Origin of the sequence: Mesorhizobium sp. B2-4-18 (genome assembly GCF_006441385.1) — a bacterium.
GTDB lineage: Bacteria > Pseudomonadota > Alphaproteobacteria > Rhizobiales > Rhizobiaceae > Mesorhizobium > Mesorhizobium australicum.
The window spans coordinates 49852-72330 of record NZ_VFUW01000011.1; the positions used below are offsets into that span (position 1 = coordinate 49852).

Genomic DNA, 22479 nt, shown 5'->3' on the forward strand with positions numbered 1-22479 from the left:
ACTTGCGAGCGGATGGCGAATCGCTTTCCAAAGGGCGATGGACCATCTGCGCTATTCTGGGCTCTCCTTCGAGAAACAGCGTACGGCTTTTCTCGACATCGTCGCGGCTGACCCGCTGCTTGCCGAAATGCTGGCGAGGGTGCGCGCGCTTGCGCTGCCGGATTGGCTGGTTGTTTCCGGCGCGCTTTACAATAGCGTCTGGAACCACCTGACCGGCAAGCCATCGGGCTACGGCATCAGGGATGTCGACCTGTTTTATTTCGACGGTTCCGACCTGTCCTACGAAGCCGAGGACGCGGTGATCCAGCGGGCGGCCAGGCATTTCGAAGGACTGCCGCTGCCGGTGGAAGTACGCAACCAGGCGCGCGTGCATCTGTGGTATCCGCAAAAGTTCGGGCAGCCGTGCCCGCGCTATACGAGTGCCAGCCAATCCGTCAGCTATTTTGCCTCGAAGACGCATGCGGTCGGGGTGCGCTACGACGCCGACGGGCAGCTGGACCTCGTGGCGCCGTTCGGGCTCGACGACCTTTTTTCGTTTCGAATTACGCCCAGCCGGCTGATGGATAACCGGAAGACGCATGAGGGGAAGGGCGCGCGAGCGCGGGCGTATTGGCCGGAGATTACGGTGGTGCCGTGGTGAGCTAACAGAGTTTCAGGTCGGCGCGAGGCACCCCCCTCTGTCACAGAGGGGGGGTGCCTCGCGCCAACGCCCTTTAATTCGCTGCATAAAAGGGCGCGCCCTTTTCCACCTTCACCCATTCACCAGCGCCAGCAACTCCTCCGTATAGCGCTTGCCCATAACCTTGTCGGGCGACAGCGCATCGCCGATCGCCGCGACCTCTGCCGCGCTGAGCACGATGTCAGCCGCCGCCGTATTCTGCTCCAAATGGCGGATTTTTCGCGCACCCGGGATCGGCACGATGAAGTCGCCCTGGTGCAGCACCCAGGCCAGCGCCAGCTGCGCCGAGGTGACGCCCTTCTCCATCGCCATCCTTTCCAGCGTGGCGATCACCTTGCCATTGGCTTCCATGGCGTCGGCCTGGAAGCGCGGCAAGGTGCGGCGCCAATCGTCGTCGCTCAGGGTCTCCGGCCTCGCGATGGTGCCGGTGAGCAGGCCGCGGCCGAGCGGGCTGTAGGGCACGAAGCCAATGCCCAACTCGCGGCAGACGGCGAATGTCTCGTCTTCCGGGTCGCGGCTCCACAGCGAGTATTCGCTCTGCACTGCTGATATCGGGTGCACTGCGTGTGCCCGGCGGATGGTGGCGGCACTTGCCTCCGACAGGCCAAGCGCCCGCACCTTGCCCTCGCGCACCAACTCGGCCATGGCGCCGACCGTATCCTCGATCGGCACGTCCGGGTCGACGCGGTGCTGGTAGTAGAGGTCGATGACATCGGTGCCGAGCCGCTTTAGGGACGCCTCGGCGACGGCCTTGACGTGCTCGGGACGGCTGTCGACACCGGCCATGCGATCCATGCCAGTGCCTTCCTCCAGGATCTTGAAGCCGAATTTGGTCGCGATCGTCACCTTATCGCGAACCGATTTCAGCGCCTTGCCCAGCAGGATCTCGTTCTCGTAGGGGCCGTAGACCTCGGCCGTGTCGAAGAAGTTGACCCCGATCTCGACGGCGCGGTGCAAGGTGGCGATCGCCTCGGCTTCCGGCTGGCCGCCATAGGCAAAGCTCATGCCCATGCAACCGAGGCCGACCGGGAAGACTTCGAGTTCAGTTCCTAGCTTGCGGGTTTTCATCACGCATCTCCTTGTTGTGATGCCTAGGAAATAACGCCTTGCAGCACGTTCGATAATCGGCTCTTCTTCGTACGGGTCGTTCCATGAAATAGATCAATGAATCGAGCACATCTCTCACAGCTCGCGGTGCTGGCAACCGTTGCCCAATGCGGCAGTTTTCGCGGCGCGGCCAGGGAACTGGCGATAGCTCCCTCCGCGGTGAGCCACGCGGTCTCCAGCCTGGAGGCACGGCTTGGCGTGCGCCTTTTGGCGCGCAGCACACGCAGTGTCGCTCCGACCGAGGAAGGCGCACAATTGCTGGAGCGATTGCGGCCGGCGCTTTCCGAGATCGACCTGGCGCTGGAGACGGCCGTCGAGGCGCGCGACCGGCCCGCCGGGAACTTGCGGCTCAGCGTGCCGCGCACGTCAGCGCATCTGGTGCTGACGCCACGGCTCAGCGCCTTTGCATCGGCCTATCCCGACATCGTGCTGGAGATCATCATCGAGGATCGCTTCACCGACGTGGTGGCAGGCGGTTTCGATGCTGGTGTCAGGCTCGGCGAGAGCCTGCAGCGCGACATGATCGCGGTGCGCATCGGGCCGGACATTCGTGGCGCGGTGGTGGGCGCACCATCCTATTTCGAGGCCATGCCCCGGCCGCGCCACCCGCGCGACCTCGCCGAGCATCGCTGCATCCGCTTCCGCTTCTCCAGCGGCATCCTCTACCGCTGGGAATTCGAAAAGGACGGCGAGGAGGTCGAGATGGCGGTGCAAGGGCCGCTGATCCTCGACGAGGACCATCTGATCGCCCAGGCCGCGGTCGACGGCGCCGGGCTCGCCTTCGTTTTCGAGGACTATGTCCGCGCGCCGCTCGCCGACGGACGGCTGATCCGCGTGCTGGAGGACTGGTGCCCACCCTTCCAGGGATTCTTCGTCTATTACCCGAGCCGCCGCCAGATGCGGCCGGCGCTGAGGGCTTTCGTCGATTTCTTCAAGGTGGGTGGGTAGGCAACTCTCCTCCTCGTCGGCAAGGGGAAGAAAGCTGGCCGCGCCAACGTTCGCCTCGCATGCAGGCTTCAATCACCAACACCGCGACCCGCTATGGATGGGCAACCATCGTCCTCCACTGGCTGATCGGGATTATCTTCATCGGCCAGTTCATGCTCGGCTTCGTCATGGTCAGGACCCCGAGCCAACGCACGGCCTTCGAATTGATCCAGCTGCACAAATCCCTGGGCTTCCTGCTGCTGGGGCTCATCATCCTGCGTATAGCCTGGCGGCTCGGCAATGCGGCACCGCCCTTGCCGCCTTCTGTCGGCGCCCTGGAGCGCCGCTCGGCGCCGCTGGCGCATCTGGCGCTCTATGCCTTCCAGGTCGCCCTGCCCCTGTCAGGCTGGGCACTGGTGTCGGTCTCGACGCTGGAGATTCCCAGCATGCCGTTCAACCTGTTCGTCATGCCGAACCTGCCGCTCGCCGAATCCGATGCCGCCGAAAGCTTTTGGACGTCGGCACACTGGTATCTCGCCTATGCCGGCGCGGCGCTTGTCGCCCTGCATGTCGCGGCGGCCCTGCGCCACCGTTTCCTGCTTCGCGACGGGGTGCTCACGCGTATGATCACGCCTTCGTCAGCCGGGGAATAGAACGCGCCTTGGTCTCGTTTGTGGGGTGAGGACGCCAGAGAGCGCTTCCTCCTAACAAGGAACAACCCAATGCGTGCGCGAATCCTCGGATTGGCGGCTGCCGCCGCCTGCCTAGCCATGCCTGTTTATGCGGCGGTCGTGCTCGGCGATGCCGCCGGCAGCTATACGATCAGCCAAACTGGCTCCGCGATCCGCTTCACCATCGGCAAGGCCGGCGGCGGCGGGTTCGACGGCGCCTTTGCCCGTTTCAAGGGCATGATCCGCATCGACAACAATGATGTCGGCCGTTCGAAGGTAGACCTGACCATCTATCCCGAAAGCGTGGGCACCGGCCAAGGCCGCATCGATGCGTTCCTGCGCTCCGACGCGGTGTTCGACGCGGCCAACAGTCCCGAAATCCAGTTCCGCTCGACCAGCGTGACCCGCACCGGCGACACGTCGGCCCTTGTCACCGGCAGGCTGACGGCGCGCGGCAAGACGTTTCCGGAAAAATTCACCGCCGAGCTCGACGGGTTGAAGGGCGGGACGATCAAATTCCATGTCACCGGCAAGGTGCTGCGCTCGCGCTACGGCATGGATGTCGGCACGCCGCTCTATTCCAACGTCGTCGATTTCGACATGACGCTGACCGGGAAAAGGGGCTAGCGCGCGGCTGAGGTGCCTGGGTTCCTTGCCCGCTTTCGTGGGGCGAGGAACCTAGCGACCTGCATTGGCTTTTCCAGCGATTTCAGGCAAACCTCCTTGCCTGTAATCTATAGGGAGAAGCGTGATGTTCCGATGGGGTGTGTTGTCGACGGCCAAGATCGGCCGCGAGCAGCTGTTGCCGGCAATCGTCGAAGCGGAGAACGGCGTGCTGTCGGCGATCGCCAGCCGCGACCTAGCGAAGGCCAAGGCATTGGGCGACCGCTTTGGCGCGCGCCATGCCTTCGGCTCCTATGAGGAGTTGCTCGCTTCCAACGAGGTCGATGGCGTCTACATCCCGTTACCGACCTCGCAGCATGTCGAATGGACTGCAAAAGCCATCGAAGCGGGCAAGCATGTGCTGGTCGAAAAGCCGCTGGCACTCGATGCCAAGGACATCGCGCCGCTGATCAAGGTGCGCGACCAGAAGAAGGTGCTGGTCTGCGAAGCCTTCATGGTTATCTACCACCCGCAGTGGATCAAGGTGCGTGATCTCATCGCCAGCGGCGCCATCGGCCGGCTGCGCCATGTGCAGGGCGCGTTTTCCTACTACAATGTCGACCCCAACAACATGCGCAACAAGCTCGATCTCGGCGGCGGCGCGCTGCCCGACATCGGCGTCTACCCGACCGTGTCGACACGCTTCTCGACTGGCAAGGAGCCGCTGCGCGTACAGGCGACGATCGAGCGCGACAAGACATTCGGCACCGACATCTATTCATCGATCCGCGCCGATTTCGGCGATTTCGAGCTGTCCTTCTACCTGTCGACGCAGATGGCGGCGCGGCAGATGATGGTGTTCCACGGCGAGAAGGGTTTCATCGAACTGTTCTCGCCCTTCAATGCCGGGCTCTACGACCATCACCGCGTCGAACTGCACAACCAGAACCACACCGAGGCGCAGGTGTTCCGCTTCCCCGGCACGCAGCAATACAGGCTCGAGGTCGAGACCTTCGCGCGGGCAGCTCTTGGCGGCAAGGAGCGCGTCTTCACGCTGGAAGAATCCGTGCTCAACCAGAAAGTCATCGACGCCATCTTCCGCGCCGGCGACACAGGCGGCTGGGAGACCGTCTGAAACCCATATTACATAGCCGGCTAATCCTGGGGAGGAAAAATGGCTGACGACGCGGATGTGATCATTGTCGGCGCCGGCCTTGCCGGACTGGTTGCCGCCGCCGAGCTTGCGGAAGCGGGCAAGAAAATCATCATCGTCGACCAGGAGCCGGAGCAATCGCTGGGCGGCCAGGCGTTCTGGTCGTTCGGCGGGCTTTTCCTCGTCGATTCACAGGAGCAGCGGCGCATGCGCATCCGCGACTCCCATGACCTGGCGCTCGAGGACTGGATGGGCACCGCCGCCTTCGACCGGCCGGAAGACCACTGGCCACGCAAATGGGCCGAGGCCTATGTCGGCTTCGCCGCCGGCGAGAAGCGCTCCTGGCTGATCGAGCGCGGCCTGAAATTCTTTCCTGTCGTCGGCTGGGCCGAGCGCGGCGGCGGCAACGCCATCGGCCATGGCAATTCGGTACCGCGCTTCCACATCACCTGGGGCACCGGTCCCGGCGTGCTCGAGCCTTTCGTGCTGCGCGTGCGCGAGGCGCAAAAGCGGGGATTGATCGACTTCAGGTTTCGTCACCGGGTCAATGCCCTGACGCGGACGGGTGCAGCCGTGACCGGCGTACAGGGCGACATCCTGCAACCGAGTCCTGTCGAGCGCGGCCACAAGAGCCCGCGCGAGGTATCAGGCGATTTCGCATTGCAAGCGCAGGCGGTGATCGTCGCCTCCGGCGGCATTGGCGCCAACCATCGGCTGGTGCGGGAAAACTGGCCCACGCGGCTGGGCAACGCGCCGCAGCGCATGATCACCGGCGTGCCGGACCACGTCGACGGCCGCATGCTGGCCATATCGGAACAGGCCGGCGGCAGGGTCATCAACCGCGACCGCATGTGGCACTATGTCGAGGGCATCAAGAACTGGGCGCCGATCTGGACAGACCATGCGATCCGCATCCTGCCCGGCCCATCCTCGCTGTGGCTCGATGCCCGGGGAAAACGCCTGCCGGTGCCACTCTATCCCGGCTTCGACACGCTGGGCACGCTCAGCCACATCATGAGCACCGGCTTCGATTATTCCTGGTTCATCCTGACGAAAAAGATCATCCAGAAGGAATTCGCGCTGTCGGGCTCGGAGCAGAACCCGGACCTGACGGGAAAAAGCTGGCGCCAGGTGCTCGGCCGCGCCACGAGCGGCATCCCCGGCCCGGTCAAGGCGTTCATGGAAAAGGGCGAGGACTTCATCGTCGAGGCCGATCTTTCGAAACTGGTCGCGCGCATGAACGCGCTGGCCGGCGGCGAACCGCTGCTTGACGCCGCAACGGTCGAACGCGAGATCCGCGCCCGCGACATGCAACTCGACAATCCGTTCTCCAAGGACATGCAGGTCACCGCGCTGCGCGGCGCGCGCGCCTATCTCGGCGACCGCCTGATCCGCACGGCAAAGCCACACAAGATGCTCGACCCGGCGAACGGACCGCTGATCGCGGTGCGCCTCAACATCCTGACCCGCAAGACGCTGGGCGGCCTGCAGACCGATCTCGACAGCCGCGTGCTCGATGCCGGCGGCCAGCCGGTGCCGGGCCTCTATGCGGTCGGTGAAGTGGCGGGCTTCGGCGGCGGCGGCGTGCATGGCTACGCGGCGCTCGAGGGCACGTTCCTGGGGGGCTGTATCTTCTCGGGCCGCAGCGCCGGCCGGGCGGCGGCACGTTCGGTGGGGTGAGACAGCGGCGTGTTGCCGGCACTTGGCTGAGCCGCTGCCATCGACCGTGCACCCAATAAACCGCGGCTTAGGAGATTTGGCGCGCCCGAAGAGATTCGAACTCCTGACCCCCAGATTCGTAGTCTGGTGCTCTATCCAGCTGAGCTACGGGCGCGCATCAGGCCATGTTTTCGACGGCCCCGCGATCCGGTCCGAAAGACCGGCCGCGAATGTGTGCAGTTCCCTAACGACTGAATTTGCGAAAAGCAAGCCGATCCGGCAAAAGTTTTGTCGCAAGCCTGTCATGCGGCGATGCCGACGCCCATCCCGGCACTTCGAGCCGCTGTGACCGGCCTGATCCTGGCGATCGGGAACTGTTGGAGAGAGCGACGGGTCCGCAAGGTGGTAATCTTGGGGCAACGGGACGGAAGCCGTCAGGCTGGGCGGCGCAGGCTGCCACGGGCCTGGTCGAGCCGCACCGGCTGGTCGGGGATGGTGACGGCGAATGTGGTGCGCCCGCCGATCGATTCGACCAGTTCCACCGTGCCGCCATGCGCCCTGATCAGTTCATGCGCGATCGCCAGGCCAAGGCCGGTGCCGCCGCTGCGCGCCGAGCCGCGGAAGGCCGCGAACAGGTTTTCGCGCGCCTTGGGCGGCAGGCCAGGGCCGGTGTCGGTGACGGCGATGCGGCTTACGCTGCCCATGCGCTCGGCCGAAACCGCCAGCCGCCGCACCACGGCGCTTTCGGTATCGGCCGCCATCGCCTGCACCGAGTTGCGGCAAAGATTGGTGAGCACCCGGAAGAGCTGGTCGGAATCGGCATCCACCTCGAAAGCCATCTCGACCGCGTTGATGAACTCGATGCCCTGCTCGATGTCGAGCAGGCCGTGCACGTCCTCGACCAGTTGGCGCAGCCTCACCCTGCGGCGCGACGGCGGCGGCTCCTGCGTGCGGCCGTAGTGGAGCACGCCCTCCGAATAGGAGACGGCGCGGTCGAGCGCGCGCAGAAGCTTCGGCGCAAAGGCCTGCACGGTCGGATCCTTGACCAGGCGCAGGCGGTCCGACATCAGCTGGGCGGAGGCCAGGATGTTGCGCATGTCGTGGTTGATCTTCGACACGGCGAGACCGAGGTCGGCCAGATGCTTCTGCTCGGCCAGCATCTTTTGCAGCCGCTCCTGCATCTGCGACAGTTCGCGCTCGGCCACTCCGATCTCGTCGGAACGAGCAGCGGGGCGGATGATCCGTCCAGGGTCGTCGGGAGCTTCCGAGAAGGAGAGCATCGAGCGCGTCATGGTACGGATCGGCCCGATCATGATCAGGTCGATCGCCGCATAGACCAGCATGGCCGTGAACAGCGAGATCAATAGCGAGACGAAAGCGACGTTGCGCGAATAGATGAGCATGGCCTTGCGGAGCGAATAGTCCGGCATGATCAGCTCGAACTCCTTGTCGCTGTCGCCGACCGGCCCGAAGACGCGCAGCATCCTGTCGCCGCCGAAAAAAAGCGTATCCAGCGCGCCAGTCATGCCCTTGACCATGCCGACGCTGGCGAGATCGATGTGTTCGTCGACCTGCGGCGGCATGTCGGCCACCACCAGAAGCCGCGACACGCCGCCGTCGCGCACCGCGATCGCCTTGGCGCCGATCGCCATCAGCACGTCATTCTGGGCCGTACGCGACAGCGAGGTCGACTCGCCCTGCACCAGCACGATCGACACGGCTGCGGCCGTGCTCAGCCTCTCCTTGAGCCAGCTCAGCCGGTAACTGGCGATCCAGGGCAGGAAGATGAGCACTTCGGCCAAAAGCACGAAAACGATGGTGAGCAGCAGCAGCTTCGTCGACAGACCACGCGACAGGGGTACCGTGCGGACAGCGGCTGACGCCGGTCCGGTCCCTTCCCCTGCTTGGCTGGCTTCGTTCATGCGACTCGATCTTCACAATCACTTGATCAGCCAAGATTAGGCGATTACGGCTTTTTTGCCAATTTCTCCCTTGGTCGGAAAAATAGATGCTCCAAAACAGGTGCGTCTTTAGGGCGCCGACGCCGGATTGACTTCCAAAACCCTTCTTTCTATAAGCCCGCTCACGCTCGGGCCATTCGTCCCGGCGCGGTTTCGATCGCGCCAAAACCGGCCCGGCAAAGCTCCTGTTACAAAGTGACAGAATCAAGAAGGGCCGCACCCCGCGGTATTAAAACAAATGAAGCGTACCTACCAACCGTCCAAACTCGTCCGCAAACGCCGGCACGGCTTCCGTGCCCGCATGGCCACCAAGGGTGGCCGTGGCGTCGTCGCAGCTCGCCGCAACCGCGGCCGCAAGCGGCTCAGCGCCTAAGCGAGACGAGATCGTTGCCCGCAACCGGCAAGCCAGTGGGGCAAAATCCCGAGCGGCTTCTGAAACGCGCGGAATTCCTGGCCGTCCGTCGTGGTGAAAAGCGACGCGGACGGTTTTTCCTCGTCGAGGTCCTCGACCGCGGCGATGGCGGGGTGCCGCGCGTCGGCTACACCGTCACCAAGAAGGTCGGCAACGCCGTTGTGCGCAACCGCGTCAGGCGGCGGCTGAAAGAAGCCGTCCGCGTCCATGCCGCAGATGACATGGTGCCCGGCAATGATTATGTCATCGTCGGGCGCGATGATGCGCTGCGCGCCCCTTTCGGCCAGTTGAAGGCCGAACTCTCCCGCCGACTTCGCGGAACACGATAGGCCAAGGGCTCTCGATGGAAAACAACCGGAACTTCTTCATCACCATCGCCCTGTCGGTGCTGATCCTGGCGGTATGGCAGTACTTCTACGTGCTGCCGCGCAGCGAGGCGCAGCGCGAGGCCGCCAAGATCGAGCAGCAGCGCGTCGAGGAACAGAAGAAGGCGGCCGATGCGGCCAATCCGGGCGCATCGACACCGGCCCCAGGCGCGACCACCCCGGGCGCCATTCCCAACGCGCCCGGTGGTGACGTGGTCACCGTGGCCGGCCGCGATCAGGCGCTGGCGGCATCCAAGCGCGTCAAGATCGACACGCCGAGCCTCGAGGGCTCGATCAATTTGACCGGCGCGCGGCTCGACGACCTCAAGCTCAAGCACTACACCGAGACGGTCGACAAGAATTCGCCCGAGATCGAGCTGCTCAACCCGCAGGCGCTGCCCACCGGCTATTTCGCCGAGATCGGCTTTGTCGGCAACGACAAGACCGGCGCGGTGCCGGGTGCGGAGACGGTGTGGAGCGTGGACGGCAATCCGATGCTGACCCCGTCGACGCCGGTGACGCTCACCTACACCAATGACAAGGGCCTGACCTTCAAGCGCACCTTCTCCGTCGACGCAAACTACATGTTCACCGTGTCGGACACGGTGCAGAATTCAGGCTCGAGCGCGGTTTCGCTGTTCAACTATGGCCGTGTCACGCGCTACGACAAGCCGGCCGTCGCCAGCACCTATGTGCTGCATGAAGGCCTCATCGGCTTCACCGGCACGGAAGGCCTGCAGGAACACAAATACGCCTCGGTCGAGAAGGACAAGCAGTACCAGCCTGGCAAGTCGACCGACGGCTGGCTCGGCATCACCGACAAATATTGGGCCGTCACGCTGGTGCCGACCGAAAAGCAGCCGTTCCAGCCGCGCTATGCGTATTTCGAGGATGGCCGCCACCGTTACCAATCCGACTTCCTGACCGACCCGATCAATGTCGAGGCCGGCCAGTCGGCGACCGTCGAGACCGAAATCTTCGCCGGCGCCAAGGAAGTCGGCAAGATCAACGCCTATGCCGAAGAGCGCCATATCAAGCGGTTCGACCTTTTGATCGACTGGGGCTGGTTCCACTTCATCACCAAGCCGATGTTCTGGCTGATCGACACGCTCTACAAGTTCCTCGGCAATTTCGGCCTGGCGATCCTGGCCACCACCGTCATCGTGAAGGCCATTTTCTTCCCGCTCGCCAACAAGTCCTACGCGTCGATGGCGAACATGAAGAAGGTGCAGCCCAAGATGCTCGAGATCCGCGAGAAATACGCGGACGACAAGATGAAGCAGCAGCAGGCGATGATGGAGCTGTACAAGACCGAGAAGATCAATCCGCTCGCCGGCTGCTGGCCGGTGGCGCTGCAGATCCCGGTCTTCTTCTCCCTCTACAAGGTGCTCTACATCACCATCGAGATGCGGCACGCGCCGTTCTTCGGCTGGATCCAGGATCTGGCCGCGCCCGATCCGACCTCGATCTTCAACCTGTTCGGGCTGGTTCCGGTCACGCTGCCGCATATGCTGATGATCGGTGTGTGGCCGCTGATCATGGGCGTCACCATGTTCCTGCAGATGCGCATGAACCCGACGCCGCCGGACCCGACGCAAGCCGCGATCTTCACCTGGATGCCGGTCATCTTCACCTTCATGATGGCGGGCTTCCCGGCCGGTCTCGTCATCTACTGGGCCTGGAACAACACGCTGTCGATCCTGCAGCAGGGCGTGATCATGAAGCGCCAGGGCGCCAAGATCGAGCTGTGGGACAATCTGGTGGCGCTGTTCCGCAAGAAACCGTCACCGGCGGAATAGCGGCGCCTCTTAGGCAAGAGAGCCCGCCCCAGCCGACTGAGCCATAAAGTTGGGCGGTCTCGGCAAGCAAGCAGATCTGACGGCTGGGTCCTGCGTTCTACAGGGCCCAGCCTTTTAGTTTCAGCGATGCAGCGTGCGATGCGGTGGTCCGGCACGCGATGAGGACAGGCACCGAGCCGGCATTTCCTGGTCTCCGTCATTACCGGCAAATCAGCCGACCCTCGCCGCTGCCGGATTGTCCCGCATGGAACTTATCCTGCGTTCAAGAGTTCGCGCAAAAGGCTTCCTAAGCTCCCGCGTGGAGAGGATCAGGTCGGCGCGCCCATCCAAATTCAAGGCAGTGGATCGACCTCATCACATGCTAATTGCAGAGAGGCATTCCGATGAGCAGCAACATTCACCCAAAGACGGCCAAGCCCACCAACAAGGATTTGAAGCAGAATCCCGGGATCGGCGCCTCCAGGGGCACGATCAAGGGAGGCAATCTTCTCGACGAGGACGAGGAACTGGACGGCGAGAACACTTTCAAGGGAGATGTCGATAACGACACCACGCCGCAAGGCGGCGTCAATCCGCGACAGACCGGGCGAACCAACCAATAAGCCTGCGCGATCGGCGTGGGCTGCCGAGGAAGACAGGATGGTCCGTGCCCGGGAGCCGGAAGAGCGAATGGCACCGAAAACGACTTCGCTCTCGAGATGACATCACGTCGATCCGATCAATCGCCTGATTGGAGGCTCTCATGCTGGATTTCGAGCACGCCAGGCATCGGATGGTGGAGGCGCACATCGCGCGCCGTGGAGTGCATGACAGGCGGGTTCTGAATGCGGTACGCCGGGTTGCGCGAGAGCAATTCGTCGACGAGGTTTTCGAGGAATTCGCCTATGAGGACAGTCCGCTGCCGATCGGCAGCGGACAGACGATCTCGCAACCCTTCATCGTGGCGAAAATGGCGGAGATGGCCGAGATCGAGGCGACCGATCGCGTGCTGGAAATCGGCACCGGCTCGGGCTACGCGGCGGCTGTGCTGGCCGAACTTGCTGAACACGTCTTCACCATAGAGCGGCATCGATCGCTCGCGCAGCAGGCGGAGCGGCGGCTCAATGCCGCCGGGTATCGAAATATCGAGGTCCGGGTCGGCGACGGCACAAAAGGCTGGCAGGAAAAGGCGCCGTTTGACGCCATCGTCGTCGCGGCCGCCGGAACGTCCATCCCCCTCGGCTTGCAGGAGCAGTTGGAGATCGGCGGCAGGCTGATCATCCCGGTCGGTGAAGACCTCTACTCCCAGCGGCTCGTTCGCGTCACGCGGATCGCTGCAAACAAGTTCGAGGAGGAGGACCTCGGTGGTGTCATGTTCGTGCCGCTGATCGGCGAGCACGGCGGACACGACGAAAACGCATCGGTGCGCGAGGCGCGCGCTCCTCCATTGCCGCAGCAAATTGCAAGGGCGGCCGAAGATTTGCCGCAGATCGACGATCCGGCCTTCGGCGCGATGTTCGATCGGTTCGGCAGCCGGCGCGTCGTCCTGCTCGGGGAGGCGAGCCACGGCACTTCGGAATTTTATCGTGCCCGTGCGGCTGTCACCCGACGCCTCCTCCAGCGACACGGCTTCACCATCGTGGCCGTCGAGGCGGATTGGCCGGATGCGGCGCAGATCAACCGGTATGTTCGCGGAGGGGAGCGGCGGTCGGATGCGCAGCCGCTCTTCCAGCGCTTCCCGACCTGGATGTGGCGCAACGCCGAGGTGTCCGAATTCATCGGCTGGCTGCATGAATACAACCGGGATGTGCCCGGTCATGCGCGGAAAGCAGGCTTTTATGGGCTCGATCTCTACAATATGAGCGGCTCGATCGCCACGGTGCTTGCCTATCTGGACAAGGTCGATCCCGAAGCGGCCGCCGTCGCGCGCGAGCGCTATGGCTGTCTGATGCCCTGGCAGAACGAGCCCAGCACCTACGGACGCGCGGCGCTGCGGCCGGGCTACAGAACCTGCGAAGAGGCCGTTGTGCGACAGTGCATGGATCTGTTCGAGCGATCCATGATGGAGGGCGACGGCGATCTCCTCGACGCCAAGCAGAGTGCACGTCTGGTCGCATCGGCCGAGCGCTACTACCGCGTGATGTATTATGGTGGCGCCGAGACCTGGAACCTCCGCGATCGGCACATGTTTGAAACGCTCGATCAACTTCTCGAAGCGCATGGGCCGAAGTCGAAGGCCGTGGTGTGGGCGCATAACTCGCATATCGGGGACGCGCGGCATACCGACATGGGCACTGTCCGTGACGAGTTGAACATCGGCCAGCTCTGCCGGGAGCGCTTCGGTGCCCAGACGGCGCTGATCGGCTTCGGGACGGATACCGGTACCGTCGCCTGTGCCTCGGATTGGGACCGTGAGATGGAGGTAAAGGACGTAAATCCGTCGCTGCCGGGCAGCTTCGAGCGGCTGTGTCACGAGAGCGGCAAACCGTCGTTCCTGCTGGATTTTGAGCGCCATGGCCAGCTCGGCGCCGACCTGGCGGCGCCGAGGCCGGAACGCTATATCGGCGTCATCTACAGGCCGGAGACTGAACGGCTCAGCCATTACATGGACTCGTCCGTCTCCCGCCAGTTCGACGCCTTCGTCTGGTTCGATCGAACGTCCGCGGTCACGCCGCTCAGCAAGCCGGCCGACAGCATCGGCAAGGTACCGGATACATTTCCCTTCGGCATCTGAATGTCCGGGACTCACTTCCAGCGCCTGACGGTCGGCCTGTCCTCAATCGCGCGGCCCGTTGAAAAAGCCTGGTTCGTCCAGATATTTTCTTTGGGCAGGCCTCCATTCACGTTCCCGTGATCGGCGAAACTGCGAGCACTCGCGCGGCGTGACTGCTTGTGCGTTTCCAAAGGCTATCAATTCCGATCAGCCCTCACCCGGAGGAAGACCACATGCGCTTGCCCACATTCAGGACCATCGCCGTATCAGCCCTTGTCGCCGGCATGGCGATTGCCGCCCCAGCCTACGCCAAGAACCCGAATGTCGGCGGCGCGCCGATGTACGCCACCAAGAACATCGTGCAGAACGCGGTCAAGTCGAAGGATCACACAACGCTGGTCGCCGCCGTCAAGGCCGCCGGCCTGGTCGACACGTTGCAAAGCGCGGGTCCGTTCACCGTGTTTGCCCCGACCAACGAGGCTTTCGCCGCACTGCCGGCCGGCACCGTCGATACGCTGCTCAAGCCCGAGAACAAGGACAAGCTCACCAAGGTGCTGACCGCGCATGTCGTGGCTGGCAAGATTTCAGGCGCCGAGATGATGAAGAAGGCCAAGGCGATGGGCGGCAAATACGAGATGAAGGCCGTCTCGGGCGACACGCTCACGGCCGAGATCAAGAAAGGCAAGCTCTACATCATGGACGAGTCCGGCGGCGAGGCGAAGGTGACGATCGCCGACGTCAACCAGTCGAACGGCGTCATTCACGTCGTCAACAAGGTGCTGTTGCCGAAGTAACGGCTTCCGGCGAAAGGGGGCGTTGGCAGACCGTTGGGGCTTTCTCGGTCCGCCATCCCCGCCTCGTGACGAGGTGCCATGTTTCTTGGGAAGCCGTATCGGCGAGGCCGGGGTCCTGTCGTCCCTCACAGGACCCCGGTTTCTTTTTGCGTCCTGTGCGGATGGTCGGGGTCGGCCGTCAAACGTCAACCATTCCCAGCTGTCTCATTCCATGACAGCGCTGTGGTCGATCTTGGCCGGCGTTCCCGGTTTGCGCAGCAGGAGCACCAGCGGGATGGCGGCCAGCGACAGGAGCATCATCAGCTTGAAGTCGTTCATGTAGCTGATAACAGTCGCCTGCAGCGTCACCACGCCGTCGAGCGCGGCGCGGCCGGCGGCGGTGTAGGGGTTCATCGCCTGGAAGATCGCCGGATCGTTGAACGCCTGGTTGAAGGGCGTCACATAGGTGGCGATGTTGGCGTGGTTGATCTGCACATTCTGCGTCAGGAGCGCGGTGACCACCGATATGCCGACGCTGGAGCCGATGTTGCGCGACAGATTGTAGAGGCCGGTTCCTTCCGCGCGCCGCTCCGGCGCCAGCGTGGCGAAGGTTATGGTGGTCAGCGGCACGAACAGGAAGCCGAGCCCCGCCCCCTGGATGAACCCGGTGGAGATGATGGTCCATTGCGAAACGTCGGGCGTCCAGCCGGTCATGTCGTACATCGCCCAGGCGGTGATCAGCAGGCCGATGAGCAGCAGCCAGCGCGTGTCGACCTTGCCGATCAGCCGACCGACCAGGAACATGCAGGCCATCGTGCCAAGCCCGCGCGGCCCCATAACGATGCCGGCCGTCACCACGGGGTAGCCCATCAGCGTCTGCAGATAGGGCGTCATCAGCGCCAGCGAGGCCAAGTAGGTGATGCCGATGATGAAGATGAAGATCATGCCGACGGCGAAATTCCGGTCCAGGAACAGCCTCGGATTGACGAAGGTGTTGCGGGCGGTGAAGGTGTGGACGAGGAAGATGTAGAAGGCCGATGCGCAGATCACCGCCTCGACGATGATCTCGGATGACGAGAACCAGTTGAGCTGCTCGCCGCGATCAAGAAACATCTGCAAGGCGGCGATGGTGATGCTGAGCATGCCGAAACCTAGCCAATCCAGCCTCGCCTTGAAGTCCAGCTTGGTTTCCAGGACGTACAGCGACACGCCGGCGAAGGCCAGCGCGCCGATCGGCACGTTAATGTAGAACACCCAGCGCCAGCTGACATTTTCGGTCAGCCAGCCGCCGATGACCGGTCCCAGCACCGGCCCGACCATCACCGAAATGCCGAACAGCGCCATGGCGGAGCCGCGCTCTTCCACACTGTAGATATCGAGCAGGATGCTCTGCGAGAGCGGCACCAGGGCCGCGCCGAACAGGCCCTGCAGCAGGCGAAAGCCGACGATTTGCGGCAGCGATTGCGCGAAGCCGCACAGCACCGAGGCAACGACGAAGCCGGTGATCGAGGTCAGGAGGATGCGCTTGCGGCCGAAGCGGTTGGCGAGGTAGCCCGAAGGCGGCGTCATTACCGCCGCCGCCACGATGTAGGAGGTCAAAACCCAGTTGATCTGGTCGGCGCTGGCCGAGACGCTGCCCTGGATGTAAGGCAGCGCGACATTGGCGATGGTGGTGTCCAGCGCCTGCATGATGACGGCCAGGATCACGCAGGCAGTGATGGCGCCGCGATTGGCGACCACCGGCGTGGCAGCTGTCGCGGACGCGCTGGTCATGACTTTTGTCCGAACAGGCCGATGAGATTGGTGACGAAGTCCGGCAGGCCGCGTGCATGGCCCGTCTCGACGTCGACCACCGCGCTCATGCCGCCGCGCAGCGGCGGCTTGCCGTCGATACCATCGATCGTCACGCGCATCGGGATGCGCTGCACGACCTTGACCCAATTGCCGGTGGTGTTCTGCGCCGGCAGCAGCGAGAAGCTCGACGAGGAGGCGGGGCTGATCGAGGCAACGGTGCCGTGCCACACGGCGCCCGGATAGGTGTCGACGCTGATCGTCGCCGTCTGCCCCGGCCTGACATAGGTCAGCTCGGTTTCCTTCGGCTCGGCCGCGATCCACAGGTCGGTCGACGAGACCAGGCTGAACGCCGGCTGCGAAGCCGGCAGGTACTTGCCGACCTGCAGTGCGTCGACATTGGTGACGATGCCGTCGAACGGCGCCTTGACCACGGAATCGCCGAGGTTGCGCTTCGCATCGTCGACGCCCGACTTGGCCTGCAGGTAGAAGGGGTTCTTCTCCACCGGCTGGTTGGCGTCGCCGCCGAGCTGGGCCAGCGTGGCCTGCGCCTGCGCCTTGGCGACGGACACTTTCTGGCGCGCGGCGACGAGGTCGTGCTGGGCGCTGTCGAAAGACGCCTTCGAGGCGGTGGAGGTCTTGAGCAGATCCTGCTGCCGCTGGAAGGCGGCCTCATAATAGGGGATGTCGGCTTGCGCCTGCTCGATCTGCGACAGCGACTGCTGGTAGCTCGCCTCCAGGGTCAGCACCTGGTTGCGCACGGTGCCGAGCTGGGCCTGGGCGGCGGCGAGAGCGGTCTCGAAGGAGGCCGGCCGCAGGCGAAACAGCACGTCGCCCTTCTTCACGGCCTGGTTCTCATGCACGTCGATCTCCTGCACCGTGCCGGAGACGTCAGTGGAGACGCCGAGCGACTGGGCCTGGATATAGGCATTGTCGGTCGTCATGATCTGGCCGCCGGTGACGTAGTAATAGCCACCGACGACGAGCGCGACCGGAAGCAGGGCAAAAAGGACCGGCCGTGTCAGGCTGCGCTTCGGTTTGGCCGGAACAGGAGGGGCGACGGCGGCGGGGGCCTGCCGTGGCTGCGGCTCCTTGGCCGGAGCCTCGAGTGCCGCAGGCTCCAGGGCGGCCGGCGTTTCCAGCTCGTCATTGTCGATGACGACGTTGGCCCGCCGCTGCTCCCGCTCATTGTCGAGCTGGATGATCTGGTCGCTTCGACCCGATGGCGTCTCGTCTCCAGCGGGCTTTTTGGGATATGTTGATTCAGCCATGTATTTTCTCCCGGTCGACGGCCGGCTGGGTGCAAGCCGCGAGCAGATTGGATTTGATCAAGCTTAGGGTTTGCAGCAGACGCTGCTGTGTCTCAGGCGAAAGGCCGGCGAAGGCCTCGTCTCGAGTTTTCTGGCCGTTGCCGCGCATGATCTCGAGCAGCGGACGGGCCTGCGGCTTCAGGTAAAGCAGCCACGCCCTGCGGTCGGCGGGATCGGGCCGGCGCTCAATGAGGCCGCGCGCCTCCATCTTGTCGAGCAGCCGGGCGAGCGTGATCGGCACGATCTCGATAAGGTCGGCGAGCTTGTTCTGGTGGATGCCTTCATGCAGCGAAAGGTACGCCAGCACCTGCCACTGGGCGCGGGTCAGCCCCGAAGCGCGCGACCGCTGCTCGAACCGCTTGCGAAGCAGGCGCGCAACGTCGTGCAGCACGAAGCTGATATTGGGGGAAGATGGCATGGCGGGAGATCGGGGTCGACAGGCAACTTTTCGTGAGCATGCTTATTATCATCATGCACATAATCCTGCTGGACGCCCCGCGCAAGACCGATTAAGCGTCGGGCAGGAAAAAACGCAGGGGCCACGGCACCGCGAAGGCCGCCTGGCGATGTGGATTTGCCGGCAAGGATTTTGGCGATGAATTGGATTGGGATCGCGGCCGTCACGGCTCTCGTTGGGTGCCCCGGCGCCGCGGCTGCCAAGGATGCGGTCAGCTGTGGCGGCGCCGCCATGCTGGGCGGCGCGCAGCTCAATTGCAGCCACGTCGAATCCAAGGCGCCGCCGCAGTTCTGCACGTTTAGCTGGGATCTCCACACCATGGCGGGCGATCAGAAGGTCGTCGAAGGCAGCTTCATGCTGCCGCCCGGAGCGTCGAACGTTCAGGTCTATCAGGGCAGTGGGTTCGACAGCGCGCTATCCAATCCGATCGTGATCTGCCGCGGCAACAAATGAGCATGGCGAGCAAGGAAGGCTCGCTCGTCAGCCGATTGGTGCTATAGGGCGGATCACGTTATTTTGACCAGGCGCGCGGATTGCGGATCCACGTGGCTGTCACTTCCTGGACGGACTTCGACATGGACGGACCCAACCCCGGCATCAAGCACCCGATCCCGATGCACACACGCGTCGGCTTCCTGAAGCCTCTGGTGACAGCGCCGAATATCGAGATCGGCGACTTCACCTATTATGACGACCCCGACGGGCCGGACAAGTTCGCCGAAAGATGCGTGCTGCATCACTATCCCTTCATCGGCGACAAGCTCATCATCGGCAAGTTCTGCGCCATAGCCGAAGGCGCGCGCTTCATCATGAATGGCGCCAACCACGCGATGTCCGGCTTTTCAACCTATCCGTTCAACATCTTCGGTCATGGCTGGGAAAACGGTTTTGACCCAGCCACGTGGTCGAAGGAAGTGCGCGGCGACACAATGGTCGGCAGCGATGTCTGGATCGGCATGGAGGCTGTGATCCTGCCCGGCGTGGAAATCGGCCATGGCGCCATCGTCGCCGCCAAATCGGTGGTGACGCACGATGTGCCGCCCTATGCGATCGTCGCCGGCAACGCCGCGAAAGTGGTCAAGATGCGTTTCGACGACAGGACGATCCGGCGGCTGCTGGCGGTGGCATGGTGGGATTGGCCGGTGGACAAGATCGGCCGCAACCTCGACCTCATCAGAGGCGCCGATATTTCTCTTCTGGAGGCAGCAGCTTGAACGTTCCCAACAGCACCGCGATCAGCACCGACCTGTTCACGCGCGGGTGGATCTTCATCCGCGGCGTGCCGGCCATGAAGTTCCTGCCGCCGGAAGGGCCGCCCGAGATCGCCTTCGCCGGCCGCTCCAATGTCGGCAAGTCGTCGCTGATCAATGCGCTGGTCAACCAGAAGGGCCTGGCGCGCACCTCCAATACGCCGGGGCGCACGCAGGAGCTCAACTATTTCGTGCCGGATGGATTTTCGGGCGAGGGCACCGACCTGCCGCCAATGGCGCTGGTCGACATGCCGGGCTACGGCTATGCCACCGCGCCCAAGGAGAAGGTGGACGAGTGGACCAAGCTGGTCTTCGACTATCTCAAGGGCCGGGTCACGCTGAAGCGGGTCTATGTGCTGATCGATGCCCGCCACGGCATCAAGGCCAAGGACGACGAAGTGCTGTCGCTGCTCGATAAGGCGGCGGTGTCCTACCAGATCGTGCTGACCAAGACCGACAAGATCAAGGCCGCCGGCGTGCCGCGGCTGATCGAGGAGACGCTGGCCAAGATCAAGAAGCGTCCCGCGGCGTTCCCGTTCGTGCTGGCGACGTCATCGGAAAAAGGCGAAGGCTTGGAGGAATTGCAGGCCGCGATCGTGCTTGCGGCCAATGGCGGGTAAAAAGCTGGGATAGGTCGGCCATCAGAACGGGCAGCTCTATCTCCCTGTTTTCTCGCATTCGGACGGAAACCTGCACGCAATTTCCTGGATTGCTTCTAAGATTTCGCCTCGATTGCAATCATCTCGTGGCTTTCTTCCTCTGCCAGCCTTTCGGTGCCGTAGGCCTTCAGGAACATGTTGACGCCCGACCTGACGATGTGGTCGATCTCGTCCTGGGTCGGGGCCTTGGTGCGATAGGCGAAGATGCACTGCCGGAAAAGACCGGCCAGGCACAGTTCGGTGAACTGATAGGCGGCGAGGTCGACATCGTCGATCTCCAGCAGGCCGCGCTCGATGGCGGCGTTGAGGAACGTCACCACCTTGTCATGGCCGCGCTTGGGTCCGCGTTCGTAAAAGCGCGCGCCCATATCGGGTATTCTGTCGGAGGCGCCGATCACCGTGCGTTGCGCCTGGATGACCCTGGCCGAGGTGATCTTCATCGACAGAACCTTGCCGAACTTCACCAGCGTCTGGCGCAAGTCGTCGGCGCGGTCGAGCATGTCGTACATGTTCTTGAAGATGGTGCCGCGCTCTTCCTCGATCAGCGCTTCGAACAGCTCTTCCTTGTTGGCAAAGTAGACGTAGATGGTGCCCTTCGAGACCCCGGCCTCGCGGGTGATGTCGTTCATCGAGGCGGCCTCGAAGCCCTTTTCGATGAAGACACGACGGGCGCCATCGATGATCTGGCTGCGCTTGACCGGGTCCTGTCCAGCGGCCGGGCGGCCGCGGCGCAGACCGTCCAGCAGGTCTTCGCACGGATCGGTTTCGCTGTTGCGTACAATCTCAACCATAAAAGTCGGACCTCGAAATAATTCGAACCAATCGGTTCGATTGCCCCTTGATATGGTCCTCTTTACGCGCTATGTCAACGGCCTGATCGAACCGAACGGTTCAGTATTATAACTTTAGAGAGATGTCATGTCCTCGACCGCGTCAACATCAGCCGAAGTCCGCCCTTTCCCCAACGCCAAGGTCGCGCCGGCGACGGAAGCTCCGGAAATTCCCCTCCAGCCGGTCGTCGCACCGCCGCCGGCGGAAGCTCCGGCCAAGCAAAAGCGCTCGGTGCGCTCCTTCCTGCTGCCGATCATCGGCCTTGCCCTTCTGAGCGGCGGCGCCTGGTATGGCTATGACTACTGGACCACGGGCCGCTTCATGATCTCCACCGACGACGCCTATGTCCAGGCTGACATGGCGTTCGTCTCGCCAAAAATTTCCGGCTATGTCGACCAGGTCCTGGTCAGCGAGAACCAGCAGGTCAAGGCCGGCGATCCATTGCTGACGATCGACGCCGGCGACTACAAGATCGCCGTCGCCCAGGCCGAGGCGCAGATCGCCACGCTGGCCAAGACGCTCGACCGCATCGACGCGCAGACCAAGGCCGCGCAAGCCTCGCTTCAGCAGGCACAGGCGCAGAAGGTCGCCGATCGGGCCGCCGCCGACAATGCCGGCCGGGCCCAGCAGCGCGCCGCGCAACTGGTCAAGACCCATGTCGGCACGCAGGCACAGCTGGACGACGCCCAGACCGCGCTCGACCAGGCCAATGCCGCGCTCGTCGGCGCCGACGCGCAGATCGCCGCCGCGCAGGCCAATATCGGTGTGCTCGAGGCACAGCGCGCGGAATCCGCCAGCACGCTGGCATCCCTGCAGCTCGGCCGCGACAAGGCCGCGCGCGACCTCTCCTTCACGGTGCTCAAGGCGCCTTATGACGGCGTCGTCGGCAACCGCTCCGTCGAACAGGGCGATCTGGTCAGCCCCGGCCAAAAGCTCGCCGTGGTCGTGCCTATGGACAAGCTTTACATCGTCGCCAACTTCAAGGAGACGCAGCTTGCCAGGCTCGTGCCCGGCGAAAAGGTCAACATCTCGGTCGACGCCATCGACGGCCAGCCCATACAGGGAACCGTCTCCTCGCTGGCGCCGGCCTCGGGCGCGGTGTTTTCGCTGTTGCCGCCTGAAAACGCCACCGGCAACTTCACCAAGGTGGTGCAACGCGTTCCGGTCCGCATCGACGTACCGGCAGATGCGCTGAAGACCGGCAAGCTGCGCGCGGGCCTGAGCGTCGTCGTCGCCGTCGACAGCCGTACCGCGCCTGCCGCCACCAGTAACTGATCGCTTTTCGGAGGGCGGCTTGGTGGCTGATTGAAGCACCGAGCCGCCCGGCCTGCCTCAACGGGGCCCCAAGGAGGGCCAGGAAATGGCAACCGCAACCATCAC

Annotated in this window: 22 protein-coding genes and 1 tRNA gene; 16 read left to right on the top strand and 7 right to left on the bottom strand. The window is 63.6% G+C overall.

All coding sequences use genetic code 11. The features are described 5' to 3' along the window. The first annotated feature begins 37 nt into the window (after positions 1 to 37). Entirely contained in the window at positions 38 to 640 is a 603-nt protein-coding gene (locus tag FJ527_RS23780; protein ID WP_140824181.1) for a nucleotidyltransferase family protein, read from the top strand. Positions 641 to 751: 111 nt separating this feature from the next. On the opposite strand, the gene FJ527_RS23785 is transcribed toward FJ527_RS23780, so the two are convergent. Next, entirely contained in the window at positions 752 to 1747 is a 996-nt protein-coding gene (locus FJ527_RS23785) for an aldo/keto reductase (protein ID WP_140719152.1), read from the bottom strand. A 96-nt stretch (positions 1748 to 1843) separates the two neighbouring features. Between FJ527_RS23785 and FJ527_RS23790 the strand changes: the two genes are divergently transcribed. The 5 genes from FJ527_RS23790 (at position 1844) to FJ527_RS23810 (ending at position 6820) form a co-directional block, all read left to right on the top strand. Further along, entirely contained in the window at positions 1844 to 2734 is an 891-nt protein-coding gene (locus FJ527_RS23790; RefSeq protein WP_015314384.1) for a LysR family transcriptional regulator, read from the top strand. A 59-nt stretch (positions 2735 to 2793) separates the two neighbouring features. Beyond that, positions 2794 to 3366, top strand: coding sequence for a cytochrome b (locus FJ527_RS23795; protein WP_140824182.1), 573 nt, complete (start codon positions 2794 to 2796; stop codon positions 3364 to 3366). A 69-nt stretch (positions 3367 to 3435) separates the two neighbouring features. Beyond that, positions 3436 to 4011 carry a YceI family protein gene (locus tag FJ527_RS23800; protein WP_015314386.1) on the top strand — a complete coding sequence of 192 codons (576 nt, stop codon included), beginning with the start codon at positions 3436 to 3438 and terminating at the stop codon, positions 4009 to 4011. A 124-nt stretch (positions 4012 to 4135) separates the two neighbouring features. Next, positions 4136 to 5122 carry a Gfo/Idh/MocA family oxidoreductase gene (locus tag FJ527_RS23805; protein ID WP_015314387.1) on the top strand — a complete coding sequence of 329 codons (987 nt, stop codon included), beginning with the start codon at positions 4136 to 4138 and terminating at the stop codon, positions 5120 to 5122. 39 nt (positions 5123 to 5161) lie between these two features. Next, positions 5162 to 6820, top strand: coding sequence for an FAD-binding dehydrogenase (locus FJ527_RS23810; protein WP_140824183.1), 1659 nt, complete (start codon positions 5162 to 5164; stop codon positions 6818 to 6820). Between the two features lie 77 nt (positions 6821 to 6897). Here the strand turns inward: FJ527_RS23810 and FJ527_RS23815 are convergent. Both FJ527_RS23815 and FJ527_RS23820 read right to left on the bottom strand, forming a co-directional pair. After that, a tRNA-Arg gene (locus FJ527_RS23815) sits at positions 6898 to 6974 on the bottom strand. A gap of 259 nt (positions 6975 to 7233) precedes the next feature. Further along, the gene (locus FJ527_RS23820; RefSeq protein ID WP_140824184.1) at positions 7234 to 8721 is read right to left on the bottom strand and encodes a HAMP domain-containing sensor histidine kinase; all 1488 of its coding nucleotides are present in this window, start codon (positions 8719 to 8721) and stop codon (positions 7234 to 7236) included. A 277-nt stretch (positions 8722 to 8998) separates the two neighbouring features. On the opposite strand from FJ527_RS23820, the gene rpmH reads away from it, so the two are divergent. From rpmH to FJ527_RS23850, 6 genes are all read left to right on the top strand, one after another. Continuing rightward, positions 8999 to 9133 (top strand): 50S ribosomal protein L34, encoded by a 135-nt coding sequence (rpmH, locus tag FJ527_RS23825; RefSeq protein WP_008833937.1) that lies wholly within the window; start codon positions 8999 to 9001, stop codon positions 9131 to 9133. Positions 9134 to 9147: 14 nt separating this feature from the next. Further along, the gene (gene rnpA / locus FJ527_RS23830) at positions 9148 to 9501 is read left to right on the top strand and encodes a ribonuclease P protein component (protein ID WP_015314390.1); all 354 of its coding nucleotides are present in this window, start codon (positions 9148 to 9150) and stop codon (positions 9499 to 9501) included. A gap of 14 nt (positions 9502 to 9515) precedes the next feature. Next, the gene (gene yidC, locus FJ527_RS23835) at positions 9516 to 11336 is read left to right on the top strand and encodes a membrane protein insertase YidC (RefSeq protein ID WP_140824185.1); all 1821 of its coding nucleotides are present in this window, start codon (positions 9516 to 9518) and stop codon (positions 11334 to 11336) included. Between the two features lie 383 nt (positions 11337 to 11719). After that, entirely contained in the window at positions 11720 to 11938 is a 219-nt protein-coding gene (locus FJ527_RS23840; protein ID WP_015314392.1) for a hypothetical protein, read from the top strand. A 140-nt stretch (positions 11939 to 12078) separates the two neighbouring features. After that, positions 12079 to 14049: a protein-L-isoaspartate(D-aspartate) O-methyltransferase gene (locus tag FJ527_RS23845; RefSeq protein WP_140824186.1), complete on the top strand. Its 1971-nt coding sequence runs from the start codon at positions 12079 to 12081 to the stop codon at positions 14047 to 14049. Between the two features lie 212 nt (positions 14050 to 14261). Further along, the gene (locus FJ527_RS23850; RefSeq protein WP_140824187.1) at positions 14262 to 14822 is read left to right on the top strand and encodes a fasciclin domain-containing protein; all 561 of its coding nucleotides are present in this window, start codon (positions 14262 to 14264) and stop codon (positions 14820 to 14822) included. Positions 14823 to 15026: 204 nt separating this feature from the next. On the opposite strand, the gene FJ527_RS23855 is transcribed toward FJ527_RS23850, so the two are convergent. From FJ527_RS23855 to FJ527_RS23865, 3 genes are read right to left on the bottom strand one after another with little or no spacing between them, the layout of a single operon-like run. Further along, positions 15027 to 16574 (bottom strand): DHA2 family efflux MFS transporter permease subunit, encoded by a 1548-nt coding sequence (locus FJ527_RS23855; protein WP_140824188.1) that lies wholly within the window; start codon positions 16572 to 16574, stop codon positions 15027 to 15029. Next, complete coding sequence (locus tag FJ527_RS23860) at positions 16571 to 17863, bottom strand: HlyD family secretion protein (RefSeq protein WP_140660129.1); 1293 nt, start codon at positions 17861 to 17863, stop codon at positions 16571 to 16573. The genes FJ527_RS23855 and FJ527_RS23860 overlap by 4 nt, the downstream gene beginning before the upstream one ends. Next, on the bottom strand, positions 17856 to 18320 hold the full coding sequence (locus FJ527_RS23865) for a MarR family winged helix-turn-helix transcriptional regulator (RefSeq protein ID WP_140789891.1): 465 nt from the start codon (positions 18318 to 18320) through the stop codon (positions 17856 to 17858). Before FJ527_RS23865 ends, FJ527_RS23860 begins: the two co-directional genes overlap by 8 nt. A gap of 150 nt (positions 18321 to 18470) precedes the next feature. Here FJ527_RS23865 and FJ527_RS23870 point away from each other — a divergent pair, with 150 nt between their 5' ends. From FJ527_RS23870 to yihA, 3 genes are all read left to right on the top strand, one after another. Continuing rightward, positions 18471 to 18812, top strand: a complete 342-nt coding sequence (locus FJ527_RS23870; RefSeq protein ID WP_246677784.1) for a hypothetical protein — start codon at positions 18471 to 18473, stop codon at positions 18810 to 18812. A gap of 122 nt (positions 18813 to 18934) precedes the next feature. Further along, entirely contained in the window at positions 18935 to 19573 is a 639-nt protein-coding gene (locus FJ527_RS23875) for a CatB-related O-acetyltransferase (RefSeq protein ID WP_181166464.1), read from the top strand. Further along, positions 19570 to 20229 (top strand): ribosome biogenesis GTP-binding protein YihA/YsxC, encoded by a 660-nt coding sequence (gene yihA, locus FJ527_RS23880; RefSeq protein ID WP_140615186.1) that lies wholly within the window; start codon positions 19570 to 19572, stop codon positions 20227 to 20229. The genes FJ527_RS23875 and yihA overlap by 4 nt, the downstream gene beginning before the upstream one ends. A 95-nt stretch (positions 20230 to 20324) precedes the next feature. On the opposite strand, the gene FJ527_RS23885 is transcribed toward yihA, so the two are convergent. Continuing rightward, positions 20325 to 21059, bottom strand: a complete 735-nt coding sequence (locus FJ527_RS23885) for a TetR/AcrR family transcriptional regulator (protein WP_015314401.1) — start codon at positions 21057 to 21059, stop codon at positions 20325 to 20327. A gap of 127 nt (positions 21060 to 21186) precedes the next feature. Between FJ527_RS23885 and FJ527_RS23890 the strand changes: the two genes are divergently transcribed. Continuing rightward, complete coding sequence (locus FJ527_RS23890) at positions 21187 to 22374, top strand: HlyD family secretion protein (protein WP_140824189.1); 1188 nt, start codon at positions 21187 to 21189, stop codon at positions 22372 to 22374. Positions 22375 to 22479 lie beyond the last annotated feature (105 nt).

Coding starts and splice junctions, on each gene's coding strand:
- FJ527_RS23780 (WP_140824181.1), top strand. CDS start 38: ATGGACCATCTGCGCTATTCTGGGCTCTCCTTCGAGAAACAGCGTACG.
- FJ527_RS23785 (WP_140719152.1), bottom strand. CDS start 1,747: ATGAAAACCCGCAAGCTAGGAACTGAACTCGAAGTCTTCCCGGTCGGC.
- FJ527_RS23790 (WP_015314384.1), top strand. CDS start 1,844: ATGAATCGAGCACATCTCTCACAGCTCGCGGTGCTGGCAACCGTTGCC.
- FJ527_RS23795 (WP_140824182.1), top strand. CDS start 2,794: ATGCAGGCTTCAATCACCAACACCGCGACCCGCTATGGATGGGCAACC.
- FJ527_RS23800 (WP_015314386.1), top strand. CDS start 3,436: ATGCGTGCGCGAATCCTCGGATTGGCGGCTGCCGCCGCCTGCCTAGCC.
- FJ527_RS23805 (WP_015314387.1), top strand. CDS start 4,136: ATGTTCCGATGGGGTGTGTTGTCGACGGCCAAGATCGGCCGCGAGCAG.
- FJ527_RS23810 (WP_140824183.1), top strand. CDS start 5,162: ATGGCTGACGACGCGGATGTGATCATTGTCGGCGCCGGCCTTGCCGGA.
- FJ527_RS23820 (WP_140824184.1), bottom strand. CDS start 8,721: ATGAACGAAGCCAGCCAAGCAGGGGAAGGGACCGGACCGGCGTCAGCC.
- rpmH (WP_008833937.1), top strand. CDS start 8,999: ATGAAGCGTACCTACCAACCGTCCAAACTCGTCCGCAAACGCCGGCAC.
- yidC (WP_140824185.1), top strand. CDS start 9,516: ATGGAAAACAACCGGAACTTCTTCATCACCATCGCCCTGTCGGTGCTG.
- FJ527_RS23840 (WP_015314392.1), top strand. CDS start 11,720: ATGAGCAGCAACATTCACCCAAAGACGGCCAAGCCCACCAACAAGGAT.
- FJ527_RS23845 (WP_140824186.1), top strand. CDS start 12,079: ATGCTGGATTTCGAGCACGCCAGGCATCGGATGGTGGAGGCGCACATC.
- FJ527_RS23850 (WP_140824187.1), top strand. CDS start 14,262: ATGCGCTTGCCCACATTCAGGACCATCGCCGTATCAGCCCTTGTCGCC.
- FJ527_RS23855 (WP_140824188.1), bottom strand. CDS start 16,574: ATGACCAGCGCGTCCGCGACAGCTGCCACGCCGGTGGTCGCCAATCGC.
- FJ527_RS23860 (WP_140660129.1), bottom strand. CDS start 17,863: ATGGCTGAATCAACATATCCCAAAAAGCCCGCTGGAGACGAGACGCCA.
- FJ527_RS23865 (WP_140789891.1), bottom strand. CDS start 18,320: ATGCCATCTTCCCCCAATATCAGCTTCGTGCTGCACGACGTTGCGCGC.
- FJ527_RS23875 (WP_181166464.1), top strand. CDS start 18,935: ATGGACGGACCCAACCCCGGCATCAAGCACCCGATCCCGATGCACACA.
- FJ527_RS23885 (WP_015314401.1), bottom strand. CDS start 21,059: ATGGTTGAGATTGTACGCAACAGCGAAACCGATCCGTGCGAAGACCTG.
- FJ527_RS23890 (WP_140824189.1), top strand. CDS start 21,187: ATGTCCTCGACCGCGTCAACATCAGCCGAAGTCCGCCCTTTCCCCAAC.